Raw genomic sequence first — 20,486 nt, forward strand, 5'->3', positions numbered from 1 at the left:
CGGGACAGGGGCAACCCACCCGGGACGAAAGTCCCGACCTGAACCCGCAACCGTCGAGCAACCGACGCTCATCCTGAGGCGCAACCGAGCCACCGCAATCTCGAGGCTGCCCTCGTCCCCGCAGCCTCAGGAGACCCCGTGCCCGCGTCCCTGCCCACCCGCAGCATCGCCATAGTCCTCGGCACCCGCCCCGAGCTCATCAAGCTCACGGACCTGGCCCGTCTCCTCGGCCCCGCCACCCACCTCATCCACACCGGTCAGCACTACGACGAGAACCTCTCCGGCCGATTCCTGACCGAGCTGGGCCTCCCGGAGCCCACCCTCCTCACCGGCGTCGGCGGCAAGCCCCGTGCCGTCCAGATCTCCGCCGCCCTGGAACAGCTCGACGAGCTGTTCACCGTCGAGCCGCCGCTCGCCGTCGTCGTCCAGGGCGACACCAACGCCGCCCTGGCCGGCGCGCTGGCCGCCAACGCCCGGGGCATCCCGCTGGTGCACGTCGAGGCCGGCCTGCGCAGCCACGACCGGAACATGCCCGAGGAGCACAACCGCGTCCTCATCGACCGCGTCGCGGACGTGCTCTGCGCGGCCACCGAGGACAACCGCGCCAACCTCCTCGCCGAGGGCCTGGCGGACGCGAGGATCGCCGTCACCGGCAACACCGTCGTCGAGGCCGTCCATCACCAGCTCCCGTCCGCCGCCGAGCGCGCCGCGCTGCTGGACGCGAACGGCCTGACCGCCGACGGCTATGTGCTGGCCACCGTGCACCGCCCGGAGAACACCGACGACCCCGCCGCCCTGCGCGCGATCCTCACCGAGCTCGCCGCGCTGGTCACCGCCGACCGCCCGGTCGTCCTGCCGCTGCACCCGCGCACCCGCGCCCGCGTCGAGGCGGCCGGCCTCACCGGGCTGCTCGCGCCGCTGACGGTGACCGCGCCGCTCGGCTACTCGGAGTTCCTGGCCCTGGCCCGGCACGCGGCGCTGCTGGTCTCCGACTCCGGCGGCATCCAGGAGGAGTGCACGGTCCTCGGCCGCCCGCTGGTGGTCGTCCGGCGCTCCACGGAGCGGCCGGAGGCGATGACCGACTTCGCGGAGCTCGTCGCTCCGGGCCCGGCGATCGGCGTGGCCGCGCGCCGGCGGCTCGCGGAGGGCCCCGAGGGCCTCGCCCGCCTCGCCGCGCTGCCCAGCCCGTTCGGCGACGGCCTCGCCTCGGAGCGGATCACGGCACTGCTGGCCGGGATCGCGACGCCGGTGCGCCTGGCGGCGTAACCGCGCACGCACCCCGCCACCGCCCGCTCACCCGCCCCACCAGGACTCCGTGTGTTCCAGACCCCCTTCTTCCTCATATTCCCCTTCTTCCTCCTGACCTGCTTCCTCCTTTACTGGGCCGGCGCCCGCCACGCCTACACGCGCCGCCCGCTCGCCGAGCACGGCGATCCGAACGCCTTCGACTGGCACTTCTTCGTCCCCTGCCGGGACGAGGAGGCCGTCGTCGCCACGACCGTCGGCCGGCTGCGCGCCGACCACCCCCGCGCACACGTCTGGGTCATCGACGACGACAGCGACGACCGCACTGGCGCGATCGTCGCCGAGCTCGCCGAGCGCGACCGCCGCGTCCACCTGGTGCGCCGGCACCGTCCCGAGGCCCGGCAGGGCAAGGGCGCGGCGCTCAACGCCGCGTACGACGAGCTGAACCAGTTCCTGTCCCGGGAGACCGACCGCGAGCGCATCGTCGTCTGCGTCGTCGACGCCGACGGGCAGTTGGACCCGAACGCCCTGAACGTGGTCAGCGGCCCGCAGGGCTTCGGCGACCCCGAGATCGGCGGCGTCCAGGTCAGCGTCCGGATGCGGAACACCGGCGACGAGCGCCCGCTGCCGGACCGCGGCCGGGTGCGCAACGCCTTCGCGCGCCTGCTGGTGCGCATGCAGGACATGGAGTTCTCCGTCTCCAACGCCGGCATGCAGTTGCTCCGCGCCCGCACCGGCTCCGTCGGCCTGGGCGGCAACGGCCAGTTCACCCGGCTCGCCTCGCTCGACCGGATAGCCGCGGCCGAGCGGCGGCCCTGGAAGCGCGGCGCCCTGCTGGAGGACTACGAGCTGGGCCTGCACATGATCCTCACCGGCGACCGGATCAACCACCTCGCCGACACCTGGGTCTCCCAGGAGGGGCTGCCGCACGGTCGCCGGTTCCTCACCCAGCGCACCCGCTGGGCGCAGGGCAACCTCCAGTGCGTCCGCTACGCGCCGCGCATCGTCTCCTCCCGCCACTACGGCGGCAAGGGCATCCTGGAGACCCTCTACACCTTCCTCCAGCCGGTCGCCCACCTGGTGACGCTGGCGCTGTGCGCGCTGATGTTCGCGCTGCTGGGCCTGACCGCGGCCGAGGACGGCGCCGGAGCGGCGTTCGGCGGGATGCTGGCGCTGTGGCCGCTGGTCGTCGCCCTGGCCGTCGTCTCCGTGCTGCCGTTCGTGCTGTGGGGCCCGGTCTACCGCCGCGACCGCGCCGACGACCGCTCGCTGCTCACCGCCCTGCTGTGGGGGCTGGCCCTGTGGCTGTACGCCTACCACCTCTTCCCGGCGTCGGCCCGCGGCTTCGTCCGGATGCTGCGCGGCCGCAACGGCTGGGCCAAGACCCGCCGCAACGCCGAGACGACGGACTCCGGCCCGGTCGCCATCGAGGCCTGAACTCGGCACCCGTTCCGGAGGTCGGTGTTCCGCTGCTCACATTCGCCGCCCGGGGGCAACCTGCGGGCGGCGTCCGCCATCTGACCGCCGGTGACAGTTGTGCCCGGACCGAAGCGTCCGGGTGGCGGAACGGAGCGTTGTGCGGATACCGGAACTCAGCACGCGGATGCACTTGCTGCTGCTCACCGCGTGGGCCGCGCTCTGGTTCGCGGTGGTGGAACCGAGCGGCGGCTTCTCCTGGCACTACCTGCGCACCGGCGGCGAGCTGATCTACGACGGCTCGTCGGGCGACGGCGGCCTCAACCTCTACGCCCGCCACCCCGAACTCCAGATGGGGCCCGTCAGCTTCCTGGTGGCCGGCCTGTTCAACCCCTTCCCCGCCGAGGTGGGGCAGGTCCTCGCCGAGGCGTTCATGTCGGTGCTCGGCCTGGTGGTCCTGGTGCTCACCGGGCGCAGCGCCGCCCGGCACTTCCTGGGCACCGGCACCAACCACCAGCGGCTCCGGCGGCGCGTCCTCATCGCCGGACTGGCCTTCATCCCCATGTGGATCGAGGTCTCCGTCCGCTTCGCCCACCTCGACGACGTCCTGGCGCTGTTCTTCACCGCCCTGGCCGTCCGCTCCATGACACGCTGCGACGCGGCGGCCACCGGCATCTGGATGGCCCTCGCCCTGGACTCCAAGCCCACCGCCCTGGCCTTCCTCCCGCTGCTGCTCGCCCTGCCGAAGGAACGGTGGCTGCGGGCCGGACTCTGGTGCGCCGGCCTGGTCGCCGTCGCCTGGGTGCCGTTCTTCCTCGTCGACGCGCAGTCCTTCGCCGCCGCCGAGTTCACCATCCCCAACAACCCGGCCTCCGCGCTGCGTTGGCTCGGCGCCAACGACCCCGAGACCCCGAGCTGGGCCCGCCCGGCCCAGGCCGCGCTCGGCCTCTTCCTCGGCACGGTCGCGGTGTGGCGGGGCCGCTGGGCGGCGGTCGTCCTGCTGGGCGCCAACGCGCGTATCGTCCTCGACCCGAGCGTGTACACGTACTACACGGCGTCCGTGCTGCTCGGTACGTTGCTGTGGGACGTGTGCGGGCAGCGGCGGTTGGTGCCGCTGTGGAGCTGGTTGGCGTTGGTGGCGTTGTACGGGAGCGTCTTCGTCGTCCACGACGATGCGGTGCGGGGCTTGATCCGGCTGGCGTTCGTCGTCGTGTCGACGGCGTACGTCCTGTTCGCGCCGGTGCGTGACCGGCGCCGCCGTTCCTCCGACCGTGCCGAGCTGCACGACGAGCCCGTCGAGGGGCCGTGGGGGCCGATGTGGGATCCGGGGCGGTCGCGACCGTGGTCGCGGTGAGGTGCCCCGACCCCGCCCTTTCACCGTTTCCTGGGGCTGCGCCCCAGACCCCGAAACCGCGCTCCGCGCGGTTGTCCTCAAACGCCGGACGGGCTGAAAGACAGCCCGTCCGGCGTTTGAGGACAGCGCGCGCAGCGTGCTTCGGGGGTGCGGGGGCGCAGCCCTTGCAAGAAACGGGAAGGGGCGGGACAGGGGCAACCCCCATCCCGCCCCGGCCGGGGGGCGAACCCCCAACGCTTACGCGCCCGGCAGCGCGTCCATCTGAGCCTTGATCCGCTCGATGTCAGCCTCAGCCTTCGCAAGCCGCGTACGAATCTTCTCGACGGCCGCTTCCGCCGCCTTCGCCAGAAACGCCTCGTTACCAAGCTTCGCCGTGGCGGCAGCCTTCTCCTTCTCCGCCGCCGCCAACGCCTTGGCGAGCCGCTTCCGCTCCGCCTCGACGTCGATCGTCCCGGACAGGTCCAGGGAGACCGTCGCGCCGCCGATGGTGAGGTTCGCGGTCGCCTGGAACCCCTCACCCTCCGGCTGCAGACGCAGCAACTGCCGGATGGCGCCCTCGTGCGCGGCAAGGGCGGTACCGGACATGTTGAGTCGCGCGGGCACCCGCTGACCGGGCTGGAGCCCCTGGTCCGCGCGGAACCGCCGCACCTCGGTGATCACCTGCTGGAGGTTCTCGATCTCCGCCTCGGCCGCCGCGTCGCGGAACCCGTTGTCGGTCGGCCAGTCGGCGACGACGAGGGACTCCTTGCCGGTGAGCGTCGTCCACAGCGCCTCGGTGACGAAGGGGACGATCGGGTGGAGCAGCTTGAGGGTGACGTCCAGGACCTCGCCGAGGACGCGCGCGGAGACCTTCGCCTGCTCGCCGCCGCCCATGAACGTGGTCTTGGACAGCTCGACGTACCAGTCGAAGACCTCGTCCCACGCGAAGTGGTAGAGGGCGTCGGACGCCTTGGAGAACTGGTAGTCCTCGTAGTACGCGTCCACCTCGGCGACGGTCGCGTTGAGGCGGGAGAGGATCCACCGGTCGGTGGCCGACAGCCGCTCGGCGGCCGGGAGTTCGCCCTCCACGGTGGCGCCGTTCATCAGCGCGAACCGTGTCGCGTTCCAGATCTTGTTGGCGAAGTTGCGGGACGCCTGGACCCAGTCCTCGCCGATCGGCACGTCGGTCCCGGGGTTGGCGCCCTTGGCCAGGGTGAACCGGACGGCGTCGGAACCGTACTGGTCCATCCAGTCCAGCGGGTCGACGACGTTGCCGAAGGACTTCGACATCTTCTTGCCGCGCTCGTCGCGCACCAGGCCCGTGAGGGCGATGGTGTGGAACGGCGCGACGCCGTCCATCGCGTAGAGGCCGAACATCATCATCCGGGCGACCCAGAAGAAGATGATGTCGTGGCCGGTGACCAGGACGTCGGTGGCGTAGAACTTCTCCAGGTCCGGCGTCTTCTCCGGCCAGCCGAGCGTGGAGAACGGCCACAGGCCGGAGGAGAACCAGGTGTCGAGGACGTCGGTGTCCTGGTGCCAGCCCTCGCCGGACGGCGGCTCCTCGTCCGGGCCGACGCACACGACCTGGCCCTCGGGGCCGTACCAGACCGGGATGCGGTGCCCCCACCAGAGCTGGCGCGAGATGCACCAGTCGTGCATGTTGTCGACCCAGTCGAAGTAGCGCTTCGACATGTCCTCCGGGTGGATCTTCACCCGGCCGTCGCGGACCGCGTCACCGGCGGCCTGCGCCAGCGGGCCGACCTTGACCCACCACTGCATCGACAGCCGCGGCTCGACGGTCGTGCCGCAGCGCGAGCAGTGCCCGACGGAGTGGACGTACGGGCGCTTCTCGGCGACGATCCGACCCTGCTCGCGCAGCGCGGCGACGACCGCCGACCGGGCCTCGAAGCGGTCCAGGCCGAGGAACGGCCCGTGCACGGTGATGACGCCGCGCTCGTCCATGACCGTCATCGACGGCAGGCCGTGCCGCTGGCCGATGGCGAAGTCGTTGGGGTCGTGCGCCGGGGTCACCTTGACGGCGCCGGTGCCGAACTCCGGGTCGACGTGCGTGTCGGCGACGACGGGGATCGTGCGGTCCGTCAGCGGCAGCTTGATCCGCTTGCCGACCAGGTGCGCGTACCGCTCGTCCTCCGGGTGGACGGCGACGGCCGTGTCACCCAGCATCGTCTCGGCGCGGGTGGTGGCGACGACCAGCGACTCCTCGCCCTCGCCGTACCGGATGGAGACGAGCTCGCCGTCGTCCTCCTGGTACTCCACCTCGATGTCCGAGATGGCCGTGAGGCAGCGGGGGCACCAGTTGATGATGCGCTCGGCGCGGTAGATCAGCTCGTCGTCGTAGAGCTTCTTGAAGATGGTCTGGACGGCCCTGGACAGGCCCTCGTCCATGGTGAAGCGCTCGCGCGACCAGTCGACGCCGTCGCCGAGCCGGCGCATCTGGCCGAGGATCTTGCCGCCGTACTCCTCCTTCCACTGCCAGACGCGGTCGACGAACGCCTCCCGGCCGAGGTCGTGGCGGGACTTGCCCTCCTCGGCGAGCTGCTGCTCGACCTTGTTCTGCGTGGCGATGCCGGCGTGGTCCATGCCGGGCAGCCACAGCGCCTCGTGGCCCTGCATCCGCTTGCGGCGGGTGAGGGCGTCCATCAGCGTGTGCTGGAAGGCGTGGCCCAGGTGGAGGGAGCCGGTGACGTTGGGCGGGGGGATGACGATCGTGTACGGCTTCTTGTCGCTCGTCGCGTCGGCCGTGAAGTAGCCCCGCTCTACCCAGCGCTCGTACAGCGGCCCCTCTACTTCGGCCGGCGCGTACTGGGTCGGCAGTTCGGGGACGCTGTCGTGTTGCTGCTGAGTGTTCTCGGTCACGAGGGAAATTCTACGGGGCCGAGGCGGCCCGCCACGAACCCGTTTGTCCCTGACCCGACCCGGAACCCCACCCTGAGAGGTGTAGGGGGAACCGACGCGCACGCAGGCCGCGCCCCCCTCGGGGCCACCGGGTGAGGCGATGGCGGGCGAAGGGCCGTCCGAGGCGACGGTTAAGGTGCGGAAGGAAGCGCGCAGGAAGAATCGGCGGCCGCGGGGAGCGGTCGCGACGGGGGGAGAGAACGCGATGCCGCACATCCGGTTGCCCGGATCCGGGCGTCCGCACCCCCGTGCCGTGGCCGGCCCCACATCTCCGGCCACCGTTCCCCCCGGCCGCCCGCGCCGCGGACGTCCCGCCTCCGTACGGCTGTGCCGGAACCGTTGCCGACCCGCGGTAAGGCCGGGATAAGGCATCGGAAAGGATGGCGCGGAACGCCGCCCCCGTCCCCCCACACCCCCAGAGAGAACACCGACACACCATGAGCTTCAACCAGCCGGGCCCCTACGGCCAGCCTCCGCAGCCGCCTCAGGGCCCCCACCCCTACGGGCCGGGCGGCGCCCCCGGCCAGCCCGGTTACGGCTACCCCCCACCGCAGCAGCCCGGCCCGTACAGCGCGCCCCCGCAGGCCCAGCCGGGCCCCTACGGGCAGCCACCGCAGCACCCCTACGGGCAGCAGCCCGGCATGCCCGGCCCGTACCCGCCACCGGTCCCCCCGCAGGGCGGCGGCAAGGGCAAGACCATCGGTTTCGTCATCGGCGGCCTGGTGCTGGTGGGCGCGATCGTCGCCGGGGCGTTCGTATTCCTGAACAAGGACGGTGACGGCGACGTGAAGCCGTACACGGTCGTCCTGCCGGACAAGTTGCTGGACGGCAAGTTCACCAAGAGCGCGGCGGCGGGCGCGGAGAAGACCGAGGACCTGGCCAACGACGGCGAGACCGAGAAGCACGGCATCAAGAACGGTAAGGGCGTCCGGGCGCTGTACGAGAACCCCGAGAAGCACAGGCTGCCCGTCGTCGCCGTCTACGGCGATCTCGACGACCCCGACCGGTCGGTCGGTGCCGTGATTGGGGATATGGAAGAGAAGCAGAAGAAGAACCAGGACAGCCCCCTTGCCCGGCAGGCGAAGGTGGAGACGGTGACGCCGTGGACCGAGTTCAGCCCGAGCGGTTTCGACGGCAAGGTCATGAAGTGCCGGCTGCAGAAGGTGGTCGTCACCATGAGCACCATCACCAGTGAGAACAACACGAGCACCTGTGTCTGGGGCGACTCGAGCGCCGTGGGCGTCGTGCAGCACAGTGTCAGCACGAGCAGTTCGCCGCTCGCGACGACCAACGCCACCGGCACGGTGATGCCCGCCAAGGAACTCGCCGAGGCCACCGCCAAGATCCGCAACGAGGTCCGCAAGGACAAGTAGCGAGCGCCGTGAGGCGACCGGTCCCGAAGGGAAAGACATGAGTTCAGACCAGCCCAACCCGTACGGTCAGCCGACCCCGCCCACCCCCTACGGGCCGGGCGCCGGTGGGCCAGGCGGGCAGCCGGGCTACGGCTACCCTCCGGGCCGACCGCCTCAGCAGCAGCCGAACCCGTACGGGCCGCCCCCGCAGCAGCCCCCGGCCGGTCCGTACGGGCAACCGCCGCAGCAGCCTCCCCACCCCTACGGGCAGCAGCCGGGGCCGTACGGCGTGCCGCCGCAGCAGCCCGCTCCGTACGGGCCGTACGGGCAGCAGCCCGGCATGCCCGGTCCGTACCCGCCGCCCGTACCCCCACAGCCCTCGGGCAAGGGCAAGGCCATCGGCATCACCATCGGCGCGCTGGCCGTCGTCGGCGCGATCGTCGGCGGGTTCGTGTTCCTCAACAAGAGTGACGGCGGCGGCGGTTCCGTCCCGGACGACGGGAAGCGGTACAAGCTGACGGCACCGGACAACGTGCTCGGGGACTTCAAGAAGGACCCCAGCGAGACGAGCAAGGGCTTCGGCCCCGACGGCAAGGCCAAGGCCGCCCAGCTCGGCGTCGCCGACGCGGAGAAGGCGGGCGCCGGTTACGAGTCCGGCGAGGGCTTCTCCCAGAAGTACCTCTTCTTCAACGGCGTCTACGGGAAGATCAAGAACCCGGACCGGACCCTCGACCGGCTCTTCGACCTCATGGGGCAGTCCCTGGAGAAGGAAGCCAAGGGCGGCAAGGACGGCAAGGGCGAGCTGGAGGGGAGCCCGCAGCAGGTCACGCCCCCGGGGCTCGGGAACGCCGTGATGAAGTGCCAGTACGTGAAGACCGCCGGCGGCTCCTCCGGCGGGGTCCCCGACAACTTCAAGGCCCCGCTCTGCGCCTGGGCCGACCACAGCACCACCGCCGTCGTCATGCGCGTGGACCTGGCGTCCGCCATGGGCGGCGGCGGCACGACGCTGGAGCAGGCGGGCGAGCAGGCCGTGCGGTTCCGCGACGCCGTCCGGGTCGAGGTGGGCCGATGACGCGACCGGACTCCTACGGTCCGCCGCCTCCGCGACCGCCCGCCCCCGCCGCGTACGGCGCCGGGCACCCGGCCGCACCCGTACCGCCCGGCGCCCACCCGCCGCCGTTCCCGCCCACGTTCCCTCCCCCGCCCCCGCCCCCGCGGCGCTCGGGCAAGGGCGTGGTCATCGGCGTCACCGTCGGCCTGGCCGTCCTCGTGGGTGCCCTCGCCGGCGGCTTCTTCCTCTTCCGGGGCGGCTCCGGCGGTTCGGGAGACGACGGCGGTCCCTACCGGCTCGCCATGCCGCGGACCGTGCTCGGCGAGTTCACGAGGAACGACGACGACAGCGGGCCCCTCTCGGACGACAAGAAGGAGGACGAGGCACTGGGCATCCGGGACCCGCACTCCGCGGGGGCCGAGTACCAGGCCGGAGAGGGCACCCTGCGCAAGCGGCTCTCGGTGCACGGTGTCTGGGGCCGGATCGACCACCCGGAAGTCACCGTGGACCGCCTGTTCCGGACGATCGAGAAGAGCAGCCGGAAGGCCGGTGACGACGGAGGACTCCGCTACGTGGGCACCCCTCGGAAGGTCACCCCCGCGGGTCTCGGCGACGCCGTGATGAAGTGCCGGACCATGCGGGTCACCGCCCCCGGCCGCTCCGCCGACCTGCCGCTCTGTGCCTGGGCCGACCACAGCACGGTGGCCGTGGTGATGCTGGCCGACCGTGACGCCGTCCTGGCCGGTGCCTCCTCTCCGGACCGGTGTGCCGAGACGGCGGCCCGGCTCCGCCACGAGGTCCGCGTCCCCCGCGAGAAGTGAGCGGGGGCCCGGGCGGTCCCCGGCCCGGCCTCCGCCGGCGGCGCGGGCGCCGATAGCGTGGCCGGTGATCCACGAGCACTCCCAGGAGCCCCCATGCCCGCACCCGCCCCGTCGCCCGCACGCCCCCGCGTCCTCTACGTCACCGACCTCGCCTACGAGGCCAGGGGACGCCGGTACTGCGACGAGGACATCTTCGTGAGCTCCCGGCTCCGCGAGCGGTTCGACATCGCGCTCTGCCACCCGCTGGACGCCGTCGCGCTGATGGACGCCTTCGACCTCGTCGTCGTCCGCAACAGCGGCCCGGTGCTCAACTATCAGGCTGAGTACGACCGTTTCCGCGCCGAGGCCGTCCGGCGCGGCACCCGGGTGTACAACCGGCTGACCGGCAAGGCGGACATGGCCGGGAAGCAGTACCTGCTGGACCTCACCGCCGCCGGCTACCCGGTCATCCCGACCGTCGACCGCGCACGGGACACGGACCGGCTCCCGGCCGTCGACGAGTACGTGCTCAAGCCCAAGCTCGGGGCCGACTCCATAGGCCTGGAGTTCGTGCCCCGCGAGCGGCTCGCGGAACGCGTCACGGACGGCGAGGTCCTCGTCCAGCCGCGTATCCACTTCGCGTACGAGGTGTCGTTCTACTTCGTGGACGACCGCTTCCAGTACGCCCTGTACGCCCCCGACCCGGCCCGTCGCTGGGCGTTGGAGCCCTACGAGGCCACCGAGGAGGACCTCGCGTTCGCCCGGCGCTTCGTCGAGTGGAACGGCGCGGACCACGGCATCCAGCGCGTCGACGCGTGTCGCACGCCGGAGGGCGGGCTGCTCCTCGTCGAGCTGGAGGACCTCAACCCGTACCTCTCCCTCGACCTCCTGCCGCCGGCCACCCGCGACGCGTTCCTCGACGCCCTGACCGCGTCCTTGCACCGGGCGGCCACGCGGCCCCACTGACGGCCCGGACAAGCGGAACGCCCGGCCGGATCGCATCCGGCCGGGCGTTCTCGCGAGCGGTGCGGGTCACGCGCTCTTCTCGTGCCGCTCCCCCGGGCCCGGCTCGTTGCCGCGGGTGCGCGGTACCAGGGTGGGGTTGACGTTCGACTGGACGACGTCCGCCGTGATGACGACCCGGGCGACGTCCTTCCGGGACGGCACCTCGTACATCACCGACTGGAGGACCTCCTCCATGATGGCCCGCAGACCGCGCGCGCCGGTGCCGCGCAGGATCGCCTGGTCGGCGATGGCCTCCAGCGCCGGGCGGTCGAAGTCCAGCTCCACGCCGTCGAGTTCGAAGAGGCGCTGGTACTGCTTGACCAGGGCGTTGCGCGGCTCGACGAGGATCTTCAGCAGGGCCGCGCGGTCGAGGTTGTGGACGCTGGTGATCACCGGCAGCCGGCCGATGAACTCCGGGATCATGCCGAACTTGACCAGGTCCTCCGGCATGACCTCCTGGAACTGGTCACTGGCCTCGATCTCGCGCTTGGAGCGGATCGTGGCGCCGAAGCCGATGCCCTTGGCGCCCGCCCGGGACTCGATGATCTTCTCCAGACCGGAGAACGCGCCGCCCACGATGAACAGCACGTTCGTCGTGTCGATCTGGATGAACTCCTGGTGCGGGTGCTTGCGGCCGCCCTGCGGGGGCACCGAGGCCGTGGTGCCTTCCAGGATCTTCAGCAGGGCCTGCTGCACACCCTCGCCGGAGACGTCCCGAGTGATCGACGGATTTTCGCTCTTTCGGGCGACCTTGTCGATCTCGTCGATGTAGATGATGCCGGTCTCGGCCTTCTTGACGTCGTAGTCGGCGGCCTGGATCAGCTTCAGCAGGATGTTCTCGACGTCCTCGCCCACGTAGCCCGCCTCGGTCAGCGCCGTGGCGTCCGCGATGGCGAACGGGACGTTGAGCATGCGGGCGAGCGTCTGCGCCAGCAGCGTCTTGCCCGACCCGGTGGGGCCGAGCAGCAGGATGTTGGACTTGGACAGCTCGATGGCGTCGTCACGGTCACGCCCGCCGGTCTCACCGGCCTGGACGCGCTTGTAGTGGTTGTAGACGGCCACCGAGAGGGCCTTCTTGGCGGCCTCCTGCCCGACGACGTACCCCTCGAGGAACTCGTAGATCTCCCGGGGCTTGGGCAGTTCCTCCCAGCGCACCTCGGAGGTCTCCGCGAGCTCTTCCTCGATGATCTCGTTGCAGAGGTCGATGCACTCGTCGCAGATGTACACACCAGGACCCGCGATGAGCTTCTTCACCTGCTTCTGGCTCTTCCCGCAGAACGAGCACTTGAGCAGGTCGCCGCCGTCACCGATGCGTGCCACGAGGTGCTTCCCCTTCGCCTGGGATCCGCCTTGCTCTGCGAACCCGGGTGCTTGCCTATCGACGGTACCTTGCCGGGCCCCCCGTGCGGGCCCCCCTCGCACCTACTCGGCCAAGGGGGGTACCGGCGGCACGGTGTCCGGGAGGTCCGGGAGCCCGCCGCCGGCCGGTTCCCGGACCGTCACGTCAGAACGTCAGACCGCGACGGACGACTTGCGCGTCGAGACGATCTGGTCCACGAGACCGTACGCCAGCGCGTCCTCGGCCGTGAGGATCTTGTCGCGCTCGATGTCGTCGCGGATCTTCTCGATCGGCGTGGTGGAGTGCTTGGCCAGCATCTCCTCGAGCTGCGTCCGCATCCGCATGATCTCGTTCGCCGCGATCTCCAGGTCGGAGAGCTGCTCACGGCCGGTCTGGCTGGACGGCTGGTGGATCAGGACACGGGCGTTGGGCAGCGCCATGCGCTTGCCCGGGGTGCCCGCGGCCAGCAGGATCGCCGCGGCGGAGGCCGCCTGGCCCATGCAGACCGTCTGGATGTCCGGCTTCACGAACTGCATCGTGTCGTAGATGGCGGTCAGCGCGGTGAACGAGCCGCCGGGCGAGTTGATGTAGATCGAGATGTCCCGGTCGGGGTCCATCGACTCCAGGCACAGCAACTGCGCCATCACGTCGTTGGCGGAGGCGTCGTCGATCTGCACGCCGAGGAAGATCACGCGCTCCTCGAAGAGCTTCGCGTACGGGTCGTACTCGCGGACGCCCTGCGAGGTGCGCTCGACGAAGCGGGGGACGACGTAACGGCTTTCGGCGGGCAGGCCGGAGAACTGCGCCTGCGGGCCCGTGTACAGGCCGCTGCCGGAGAGGTTGTTCATGCGGGTGTTCACCATCCTGATGGCGGTCGTTGGCTGGGATTCGACGGTCGGGCGGAAATGCCGGGGCTCAGGCCCCGGTGCCGCCGCCGCCCGGAACGCCGGAGGCGTGCGTGATGATCTCGTCGATGATCCCGTACGCCTTCGCCTCCTCCGCGCTGAACCAGCGGTCGCGGTCGCCGTCGCGGATGATCGTCTCCACCGTCTGGCCGGTGTGGTGGGCGGTGATCTCCGCCATGCGCTTCTTGGTGCGGAGCAACTGCTCGGCCTGGATCTTGATGTCCGAGGCGGTACCGCCGAGACCCGCGGAACCCTGGTGCATCAGGATGTCGGTGTTGGGGAGCGCGAAGCGCTTGCCCGGGGTGCCGCCGGTCAGCAGGAACTGGCCCATCGAGGCCGCGAGGCCCATGCCGATGGTGACCACGTCGTTCGGGATGTACTGCATGGTGTCGTAGACCGCCATGCCGGCCGTCACCGAGCCGCCGGGGCTGTTGATGTAGAGGTAGATGTCCTTGTCGGGGTCGGCGGCAAGGAGCAGCAACTGAGCCGTGATCTTGTTGGCGATGTCGTCGTCGACCTGCTGGCCCAGGAAGATGATCCGCTCGTCGAGCAGTCGGCTGTAGACCTGGTCGCCGAGGCCACCACCGATGGAAGGTCCGCCGGCGGCGGAAGGCATCAGATTCGTCACGTGATCCACCTGCTCGTCTCTGACGGCAACGGGCCGTCTCCGCGTCTTCACTCGGGGCCGGGGGGCCTTGGGGCCGGTACGGTCCGGCGCGCTCAACGTCTCCCCTGCCCTCGTATCTACGGACCCTAACGCGCTGGTCGGCGGGCGCCATCCCGCATGAGGAACTGTTCGCTCTGAGCGCAGGTTCCGGCCCCTCCGGCCCTGCGGGGCCGCCACCGGCGGCGCCCGGGGGCACCGGCGCGCCCCCGCGTGGCCGTCCGGCACCCGAAGCCGGGACGGGCCCGGACGCGACCCGCGCCGACTGGCGGCGGGGCCGTGTCCGGGCCCGTCCCGGAAGGCCGTCCCCGCGGTCACCGGGCCCGGGGGCACGGTGGCCGCGGAGCGCGACCGGTGGGCGTTCGGGGGCTCAGCCCTTCGGGAGGCTCAGCCCTTCGGGGGCTCAGCCCTCGTTCTTCGCCTCGGCGTCCTCGGAAGCGGCCTCGACGGTCTCGGCCGTCTCGTCCTCCTCGTCCTCCAGGTCGACGACCTCGCCGTTGGTGTCCTTGACCGTGGCGGCCTCGACGACGGTCGCGAGGGCCTTGCCGCGGGCGACCTCACCGACGAGCATCGGGACCTGGCCCTGCTCGACGACGGCCTGGGCGAACTGGTCGGGGCTCATGCCGGAGGACTGGGCACGGCGCACCAGGTGCTCGGTGAGCTCGTCCTGGCCGACCGACAGCTTCTCCTTGTTGACGATCTCGTCGAGGACGAACTGGGTGCGGATGCCCTTCTCGGCCTGCTCCTTGAGCTCGGCGTCGAACTCCTCGGCGGACTTGCCCTGGATCTCCAGGTACTTGTCCAGGGTGAGACCCATCTGGCCGAGCTGGTGGTGCTCCAGGTTGTGCTTCCGGGTGTTGACCTCGTCCTCGAGCAGCTTCTCCGGCATCGGGACCTCGACCAGCTTCAGGAGCTCGTCGAGCACCTTCTCCTGGGCCTGGGTGGCCTGGTCGAACTTCTTCATCCGGGCGAGGCGCTCACGGCTGTCCGCCTTGAGCTCCTCCAGCGTGTCGAACTCGCTCGCGAGCTGGGCGAACTCGTCGTCCAGGGCGGGCAGTTCGCGGGACTTCACCGCGGTGACGTCGACCTTGACCTCGGCCTCCTTGCCCTCGGCGCTGCCGCCCTTGAGCTCGGAGGTGAAGGTGGCGGTACCGCCGGCCTCCAGGCCGGTGACGGCCTCGTCGATGCCGTCGAGGAGCTGGCCGGAGCCGATGGTGTAGTCGACGCCCTTGGCGACGCCGTCCTCCAGCACCTCGCCGTCGACCTTGGCCTCCAGGTCGAGGGTGACGATGTCGCCCTCGGCGGCGGCGCGCTCGACCGGGGAGGTGGTGGCGAAGCGCTCGCGGAGCTGCTCGACCGACTTCTCCACGTCCTCGTCGGTGACCTCGACGGCGTCGACGGTGACCTCGATGCCGGAGTAGTCCGGGATCTCCAGGGCGGGACGGATGTCGACCTCGGCGGTGAAGGTCAGCAGCTCGCCGTCCTTCAGCTCCGTGATGTCCACCTCGGGCTGACCCAGCGGGTTCAGCTCACCCTCGTTGACGGCCTCGGTGTAGAACTTCGGGAGGGCGTCGTTGACGGCCTCCTCCAGCACCGCACCGCGGCCGAAGCGCTGGTCGATGACCCGGGCGGGGATCTTGCCCTTCCGGAAGCCAGGCACCGAGACCTGCTGGTTGATCTTCTTGTACGCCGCGTCGAGGCTGGGCTTGAGCTCCTCGAAGGGCACCTCGACAGTGAGCCGAACCCGGGTCGGGTTCAGGGTCTCCACGGCGCTCTTCACGGTTCGGTCTCCTTGGGGCTGACTTCGGGTTTTTCTGCCGAGGCTCTGCTGAGCCCCGGCCGATCGCGCCCGGTAGTTAGAGACACAGACGCGCAACCTGCATAGTAACCGCACGCAGGATGAGCCCCACAAGGCGATCTTGCTGGTCGGGGTGGCCGGATTCGAACCGACGACCTTCCGCTCCCAAAGCGGACGCGCTACCAAGCTGCGCCACACCCCGTCGGTGCGACACGTAGGGTACATGCCCCCGGGGGCTCGGGCTGACCTTTGACCACGCCGTGACCGTGGGGTTGCCCGGCGATGACCATGGCGGTGACCACGGGGGTTGCCCGTGGGGCAAACGAGACGGACGGTCCCGCGGGGCGGGCGCCGGCGGGCCGCGGGGCGAGGCCCGCACCGGGACCGGCACCGGGGTGTGCGGCGAGGGGCCGGGACCCGCTACGATGCACGTCAGTGCCGCACCCCCGTAGGGGTGGGAGCGGCGCGCGCGGGCGTAGCTCAATGGTAGAGCCCCAGTCTTCCAAACTGGCTACGCGGGTTCGATTCCCGTCGCCCGCTCGGACGACGCCCCCGGCCACCGGCCGGGGGCGTTTCTCGTGTTCCACGCCGAGTGCCCGCGCCCTCCGGTCCTCCGGAGGGCGACGGGTCAGAGCTTGATGTTGCTGATCGTCTGGGCGAGCGAGTTGAGGAACCGGTGGATCGACGGGGCCATGCCCGACGACGCCAGGAAGAAGCCGAAGAGGGCGGCGACGGTGGCCGCGCCGGCTTTGATCTTCCCGCCGCGAATCATCATCACCAGGATGATCGCCAAGAGCAGCACCGCAGACACCGATATGGCCACAACTGATCACACCCTCGGTCGAAGAACCTGGCCCGGTCCCCGGAGCACCACCTCGTCGGGCTCCACCGCACCATCGTGCCATCAACTCGCCCGCCGTGGAGGTGATGTGACGATTCATCGACGATTTGACCGACTCCGTCGGGGGGCGATTTCCGGCCGCGGTGGCCGGTCGGCGGAGGGTGGGGGTACCGGAAGCCCCTCGGGGCACCCCCGGGCGGCCGAACGGAAGGATTGCCACCGCTTTGCCGGACCCCGCTAGGGTGCGTCGAATGTCCCGTACCGCCACGTCCCCGGCGCGTACCGCGGCCCCCGCTCCCGGCCCGCCCCCGGCCGGTTCCGCCGCCGTATCGCGCGACCCCTTCTTCGACAACGCGAAGTACCTGGCCATCGTGCTCGTCGTGCTCGGCCACGCCTGGGAACCGCTCACCCACGGCAGCCGCGCCGCGACGGCGCTGTACCTCACCGTCTACACCTTCCACATGCCGGCGTTCATCCTGATCTCCGGCTACTTCTCGCGGGGCTTCGACATGAGCCCGCCCAAGGTCAAGCGGCTGATCACCGGCGTCCTGGTGCCGTACCTGATCTTCCAGCTCGCCTACGTGGAGTTCCAGCACCTGGCCGAGGACGGCGCCGACCCGGAGCCGTTCACCCTGCTGGAGCCCTGGTACCTCAACTGGTTCCTGGCCGCGCTCTTCCTGTGGCGGCTGACGACGCCGATCTGGCGGATCGTGCGCCGGCCGGTCCCGCTGTCCTTCGCCGTCGCGATCATGGCGATGCTGGCCCCGGAGGTGGGCAGCGAGTTCGACGTGATGCGGGTGATGCAGTTCCTGCCGTTCTTCGTCATCGGCCTGCACCTGAAGCCCACCCACTTCGAGCTGGTGCGCCGGCGCTGGGTGCGGATCGCGGCGGTGCCGCTGTTCGGCTGCGCGGTGGCCACGGCGTACCTGCTGGCCCCACAACTGGACAGCGGCTGGTTCTACCGCAACGCCACCGTCCGGGACCTGGGCGAGCCCGCCTGGACGGCACCGGTGATGACGTTCGCCCTCTTCCTGTGCGCCGCCGCGCTGACGGTGGGCTTCCTGGCCTGGGTGCCGCGCCGGCGGACCTGGTTCACGACGCTGGGCACCGGGACGATGTACGGCTTCCTGCTGCACGGCTTCGTGATCAAGCTGTCCCGGTGGTGGGAGTGGTACGACGCGTACGACTGGATCCGCCGGCCGGCGGGCGAGGTCCTGGTGTCGGTCCTCGCCGTCGCCTTGGTGACGGTGCTGTGCTCGGCGCCGGTGCGGCGGGTGTTCCGCCCGGTGATCGAACCGCGGATGGACTGGGCCTTCCGCCTGCCGCCCCGGTCCGCCGGTGCGGCGCGGCCGGCGGCCGGGGACGCGGCGACGGGTGGGATTACCGGGTCAGCGACAGTGACAGCAGCACGGCCGCGTACCAGCCCACCGGTCCCAGCAGACCGATCACCTGCGGGCGGCTGAAGAGCGGTGCGCCGGGGTCCGGCTGCGGCCCGTGGGCGCCGGGCGCCGGCGGCGGGAGCTTCCTCAGCTTGGAGTGCACGAACAGGTTCCAGAGCAGGGTCAGCGGCGTGAAAATGATCAGCGAGAACGGGCTCCACCACTGCCAGCAGGTCTTCGCGGTCATGTCGCGCAGCAGCGCGGTGCCACAGGTGCGGCAGAACCGTCCCTTCTGCGAGAAGAACCGCATCATGATCACCAGGCCCTGGTGGCGCCGGATGGTCACCTCGGCGGCCGGGAAGCCGCCGCACACCTGGCAACTGCCGTGCGCGCCCGGCGTCGCGGGCTGCGGAATCCCCTGCGGGGCCTGCTGGGGAGCCGCCCCGTAGGGGCCGGGCTGCTGCGGCGGGACGCCGTAGGGGCTTCCCTGCGGGGCGGCGGCCCCGTACGGGTCCCCTTGCGGGGCGGTCCCGTACGGATGGCCTTGCGGAGTGGCGGCGCCGTAGGGGTTCCCCTGGGCGGTCCCGTACGGGTTGCCCTGGGGGTTTCCCTGCGGGACGGTCCCGTACGGGTTTCCGTGCGGCTCTCCGTACGGGTTGCCTTGCGGCGCGGCGGGCGGGGCCTGGTACGGGCCGGGCTGCTGCCGGGCGTAAGGGTTGGGCTGGGGCGGCGGCGCGGCGCCCTGGGGCTGCTGCGGATACCCGTAGGGCGCCTGTGGCTGGTGCGGCGGCTGAGGTGTGGTCATGCCAATTCCCCCCGTGGGAAAGAGTGGGCGCGGTGAGCGTGGTCGACCGGCGGGCCGGGAGCGCGGCGGGACGACGTGGTGCGGCGTACGGCGGAATAACCGGCGGCCGTCGGCGGATGCGCGCATGCGTTCCGCCGTCGTGCCGGGCGTTCGGCGACGGACATGTCTATCAACGCGCGCCCGGACATCGCAATGCCGCGCGGCCTCGGTGACAGGACGGCGCGAAGGCGTGCCGGAAGGGCGGGGAAATGTCCCCGGGTTCGGCGGCCCGGGAAACCGCGAGGCGAAAAGCGGCGGAAAGAATCGGTAATAGGCCGGTGCTCTCCCGGAATTCACCCCGGACGCCGCTTCCGTCTCCCCCGCCGGGAGCTCCGCTCAGTCGCGCCGGTCGCGGCAGATCAGCAGCAGGGCCCGGTCGTCGTTGACGTCCTTGGCCACGGCCTCGATCAAGTGCCAGGCGGCGCCCGCGAATCCGGTGGTGACGTACCGGTCGGCCTCGCCGGTCAGCCGGTCCATGCCCTCGGTCAGTTCGCGTTCCGCGGTCTCCACCAGTCCGTCGGTGAAGAGCATCAGGACGTCACCGGGGCGCAGCCGGCCCTTGACGGAGTCGAACTCTGCGCCGTCGTAGACGCCGAGCAGCGGTCCCTCGGCGGCCTTCTCCTCCCAGCGCCCCGACCCGGCGCTGAGCTGGAGGGCGGGCACGTGCCCCGCGGAGAAAAGCTCGTAGTCGCCGCTGTCCAGGTCCAGCACCAGGTGCACGGAGGTGGCGAAGCCCTCGTCCCAGTCCTGCCGGAGGAGGTAGCCGTTGGCGGCGGGGAGGAAGGCGTGCGGCGGCAGCGACCCCAGCAGCCCGCCGAAGGCGCCGGAGAGCAGCAGCGCGCGGGAGGCGGCGTCCATGCCCTTGCCGGAGACGTCGGTGAGGACGACTTCGAGGGTCCGGCCGCCGTTGGTGCGGGCGGCGACCACGAAGTCGCCGGAGAACGACTGCCCGCCGGCGGGCCGCAGAGCCATCTCCCGGTGCCAGCCGCGCGGCAGTTTGGGCAGCTTGCTCTGGACGCGGATGCGTTCGCGGAGGTCGAAGAGCATGGTTCCGCCACGCCGCCACGGGACTCCGACGCGGCTGCGGAACTGGGCGATGAGCAGACCGAGGAAGCCGACGGCGGCGACGACGAGGATGGTGCCGGGGGTGACCCGGTCGGCGCCGTACGCGGCGGGGTCGAGGACCGCCGACTCGACGATGAGGGCGGTCGCCGCCGCCGCGTAGAGGCCGAGGAGGCTGGCAGGGCGGAGCAGCAGTCCGCCGGCCACGATGGGCAGGACCAGGGCGGCGGGGGCGCACCACTCGGGCTGGGCGATGGTGCCGATGGCGAGGGCGGGCACGGAGAAGAGGAGGGCGCTGAGGGCCAGCCAGTCGGAGCCGTCGCCGCGGAAGTAGTCGACCCCGGCCTTGCGCACGTTCGTACGGGCCCGGTGCAGTGCTTTGCGCATCCGGGCCGTCGGGGTCTCCGCACCGCCAGTCATTGCTTCGGGACCTTATCCACCCATTCGGCGGCGCGTCGATTCACGCCGCGCCGACACGGCTGCCCGCCGGGCACCTGGGACGCAACACTATGCGAAAGACGCTCACCTGATCG

16 protein-coding genes and 2 tRNA genes are annotated in these 20,486 nt (G+C 71.2%); 9 read left to right on the forward strand and 9 right to left on the reverse strand.

Annotated elements, in window-relative coordinates:
• Positions 1-138: 138 nt before the first annotated feature.
• The 3 genes from wecB to ACZ6X9_RS14725 all read left to right on the forward strand — a co-directional run bounded on the left by wecB (position 139) and on the right by ACZ6X9_RS14725 (position 4,015).
• Positions 139-1,266, forward strand: coding sequence for a non-hydrolyzing UDP-N-acetylglucosamine 2-epimerase (gene wecB, locus ACZ6X9_RS14715; protein ID WP_469778349.1), 1,128 nt, complete (start codon positions 139-141; stop codon positions 1,264-1,266).
• Positions 1,267-1,317: 51 nt separating this feature from the next.
• Positions 1,318-2,682 carry a glycosyltransferase gene (locus ACZ6X9_RS14720; RefSeq protein WP_469778350.1) on the forward strand — a complete coding sequence of 455 codons (1,365 nt, stop codon included), beginning with the start codon at positions 1,318-1,320 and terminating at the stop codon, positions 2,680-2,682.
• A gap of 166 nt (positions 2,683-2,848) precedes the next feature.
• Positions 2,849-4,015 carry a hypothetical protein gene (locus tag ACZ6X9_RS14725; protein ID WP_469778658.1) on the forward strand — a complete coding sequence of 389 codons (1,167 nt, stop codon included), beginning with the start codon at positions 2,849-2,851 and terminating at the stop codon, positions 4,013-4,015.
• 237 nt (positions 4,016-4,252) lie between these two features.
• Here the strand turns inward: ACZ6X9_RS14725 and ACZ6X9_RS14730 are convergent, their stop codons facing one another.
• Entirely contained in the window at positions 4,253-6,874 is a 2,622-nt protein-coding gene (locus ACZ6X9_RS14730; protein WP_469778351.1) for a valine--tRNA ligase, read from the reverse strand.
• A 476-nt stretch (positions 6,875-7,350) separates the two neighbouring features.
• Between ACZ6X9_RS14730 and ACZ6X9_RS14735 the strand changes: the two genes are divergently transcribed.
• The 4 genes from ACZ6X9_RS14735 to ACZ6X9_RS14750 all read left to right on the forward strand — a co-directional run bounded on the left by ACZ6X9_RS14735 (position 7,351) and on the right by ACZ6X9_RS14750 (position 11,082).
• The gene (locus tag ACZ6X9_RS14735; protein WP_469778352.1) at positions 7,351-8,286 is read left to right on the forward strand and encodes a hypothetical protein; all 936 of its coding nucleotides are present in this window, start codon (positions 7,351-7,353) and stop codon (positions 8,284-8,286) included.
• 37 nt (positions 8,287-8,323) lie between these two features.
• On the forward strand, positions 8,324-9,337 hold the full coding sequence (locus ACZ6X9_RS14740; protein WP_469778353.1) for a hypothetical protein: 1,014 nt from the start codon (positions 8,324-8,326) through the stop codon (positions 9,335-9,337).
• Complete coding sequence (locus ACZ6X9_RS14745) at positions 9,334-10,137, forward strand: hypothetical protein (protein ID WP_469778354.1); 804 nt, start codon at positions 9,334-9,336, stop codon at positions 10,135-10,137. The genes ACZ6X9_RS14740 and ACZ6X9_RS14745 overlap by 4 nt, the downstream gene beginning before the upstream one ends.
• A 93-nt stretch (positions 10,138-10,230) precedes the next feature.
• A complete protein-coding gene (locus ACZ6X9_RS14750; protein ID WP_469778355.1) occupies positions 10,231-11,082 on the forward strand; it encodes an ATP-grasp domain-containing protein in 852 nt (283 codons plus the stop codon).
• 66 nt (positions 11,083-11,148) lie between these two features.
• Here the strand turns inward: ACZ6X9_RS14750 and clpX are convergent, their stop codons facing one another.
• From clpX to ACZ6X9_RS14775, 5 genes are all read right to left on the reverse strand, one after another.
• Positions 11,149-12,441 carry an ATP-dependent Clp protease ATP-binding subunit ClpX gene (gene clpX, locus ACZ6X9_RS14755; RefSeq protein ID WP_469778356.1) on the reverse strand — a complete coding sequence of 431 codons (1,293 nt, stop codon included), beginning with the start codon at positions 12,439-12,441 and terminating at the stop codon, positions 11,149-11,151.
• Between the two features lie 192 nt (positions 12,442-12,633).
• Complete coding sequence (locus tag ACZ6X9_RS14760; RefSeq protein WP_469778357.1) at positions 12,634-13,323, reverse strand: ATP-dependent Clp protease proteolytic subunit; 690 nt, start codon at positions 13,321-13,323, stop codon at positions 12,634-12,636.
• Positions 13,324-13,375: 52 nt separating this feature from the next.
• Complete coding sequence (locus ACZ6X9_RS14765) at positions 13,376-13,981, reverse strand: ATP-dependent Clp protease proteolytic subunit (protein WP_051072744.1); 606 nt, start codon at positions 13,979-13,981, stop codon at positions 13,376-13,378.
• Between the two features lie 451 nt (positions 13,982-14,432).
• Positions 14,433-15,809, reverse strand: a complete 1,377-nt coding sequence (tig, locus tag ACZ6X9_RS14770) for a trigger factor (RefSeq protein ID WP_469778358.1) — start codon at positions 15,807-15,809, stop codon at positions 14,433-14,435.
• A 143-nt stretch (positions 15,810-15,952) separates the two neighbouring features.
• Positions 15,953-16,029 (reverse strand) — tRNA-Pro (locus ACZ6X9_RS14775).
• A gap of 267 nt (positions 16,030-16,296) precedes the next feature.
• Here ACZ6X9_RS14775 and ACZ6X9_RS14780 point away from each other — a divergent pair.
• Positions 16,297-16,367 (forward strand) — tRNA-Gly (locus ACZ6X9_RS14780).
• 88 nt (positions 16,368-16,455) lie between these two features.
• Here ACZ6X9_RS14780 and ACZ6X9_RS14785 read toward each other — a convergent pair.
• Positions 16,456-16,650 carry a hypothetical protein gene (locus ACZ6X9_RS14785; protein WP_185944962.1) on the reverse strand — a complete coding sequence of 65 codons (195 nt, stop codon included), beginning with the start codon at positions 16,648-16,650 and terminating at the stop codon, positions 16,456-16,458.
• A 269-nt stretch (positions 16,651-16,919) separates the two neighbouring features.
• Here ACZ6X9_RS14785 and ACZ6X9_RS14790 point away from each other — a divergent pair, with 269 nt between their 5' ends.
• Positions 16,920-18,131 (forward strand): acyltransferase family protein, encoded by a 1,212-nt coding sequence (locus ACZ6X9_RS14790; protein ID WP_469778359.1) that lies wholly within the window; start codon positions 16,920-16,922, stop codon positions 18,129-18,131.
• Here the strand turns inward: ACZ6X9_RS14790 and ACZ6X9_RS14795 are convergent.
• Positions 18,049-18,852: a hypothetical protein gene (locus ACZ6X9_RS14795; RefSeq protein WP_469778360.1), complete on the reverse strand. Its 804-nt coding sequence runs from the start codon at positions 18,850-18,852 to the stop codon at positions 18,049-18,051. The two genes, ACZ6X9_RS14790 and ACZ6X9_RS14795, sit on opposite strands and share 83 nt — an antisense overlap.
• Positions 18,853-19,227: 375 nt before the next feature.
• On the reverse strand, positions 19,228-20,373 hold the full coding sequence (locus ACZ6X9_RS14800) for a PP2C family protein-serine/threonine phosphatase (RefSeq protein ID WP_469778361.1): 1,146 nt from the start codon (positions 20,371-20,373) through the stop codon (positions 19,228-19,230).
• Positions 20,374-20,486: the final 113 nt, after the last annotated feature.

This window comes from Streptomyces sp. NPDC052910, from assembly GCF_055585605.1.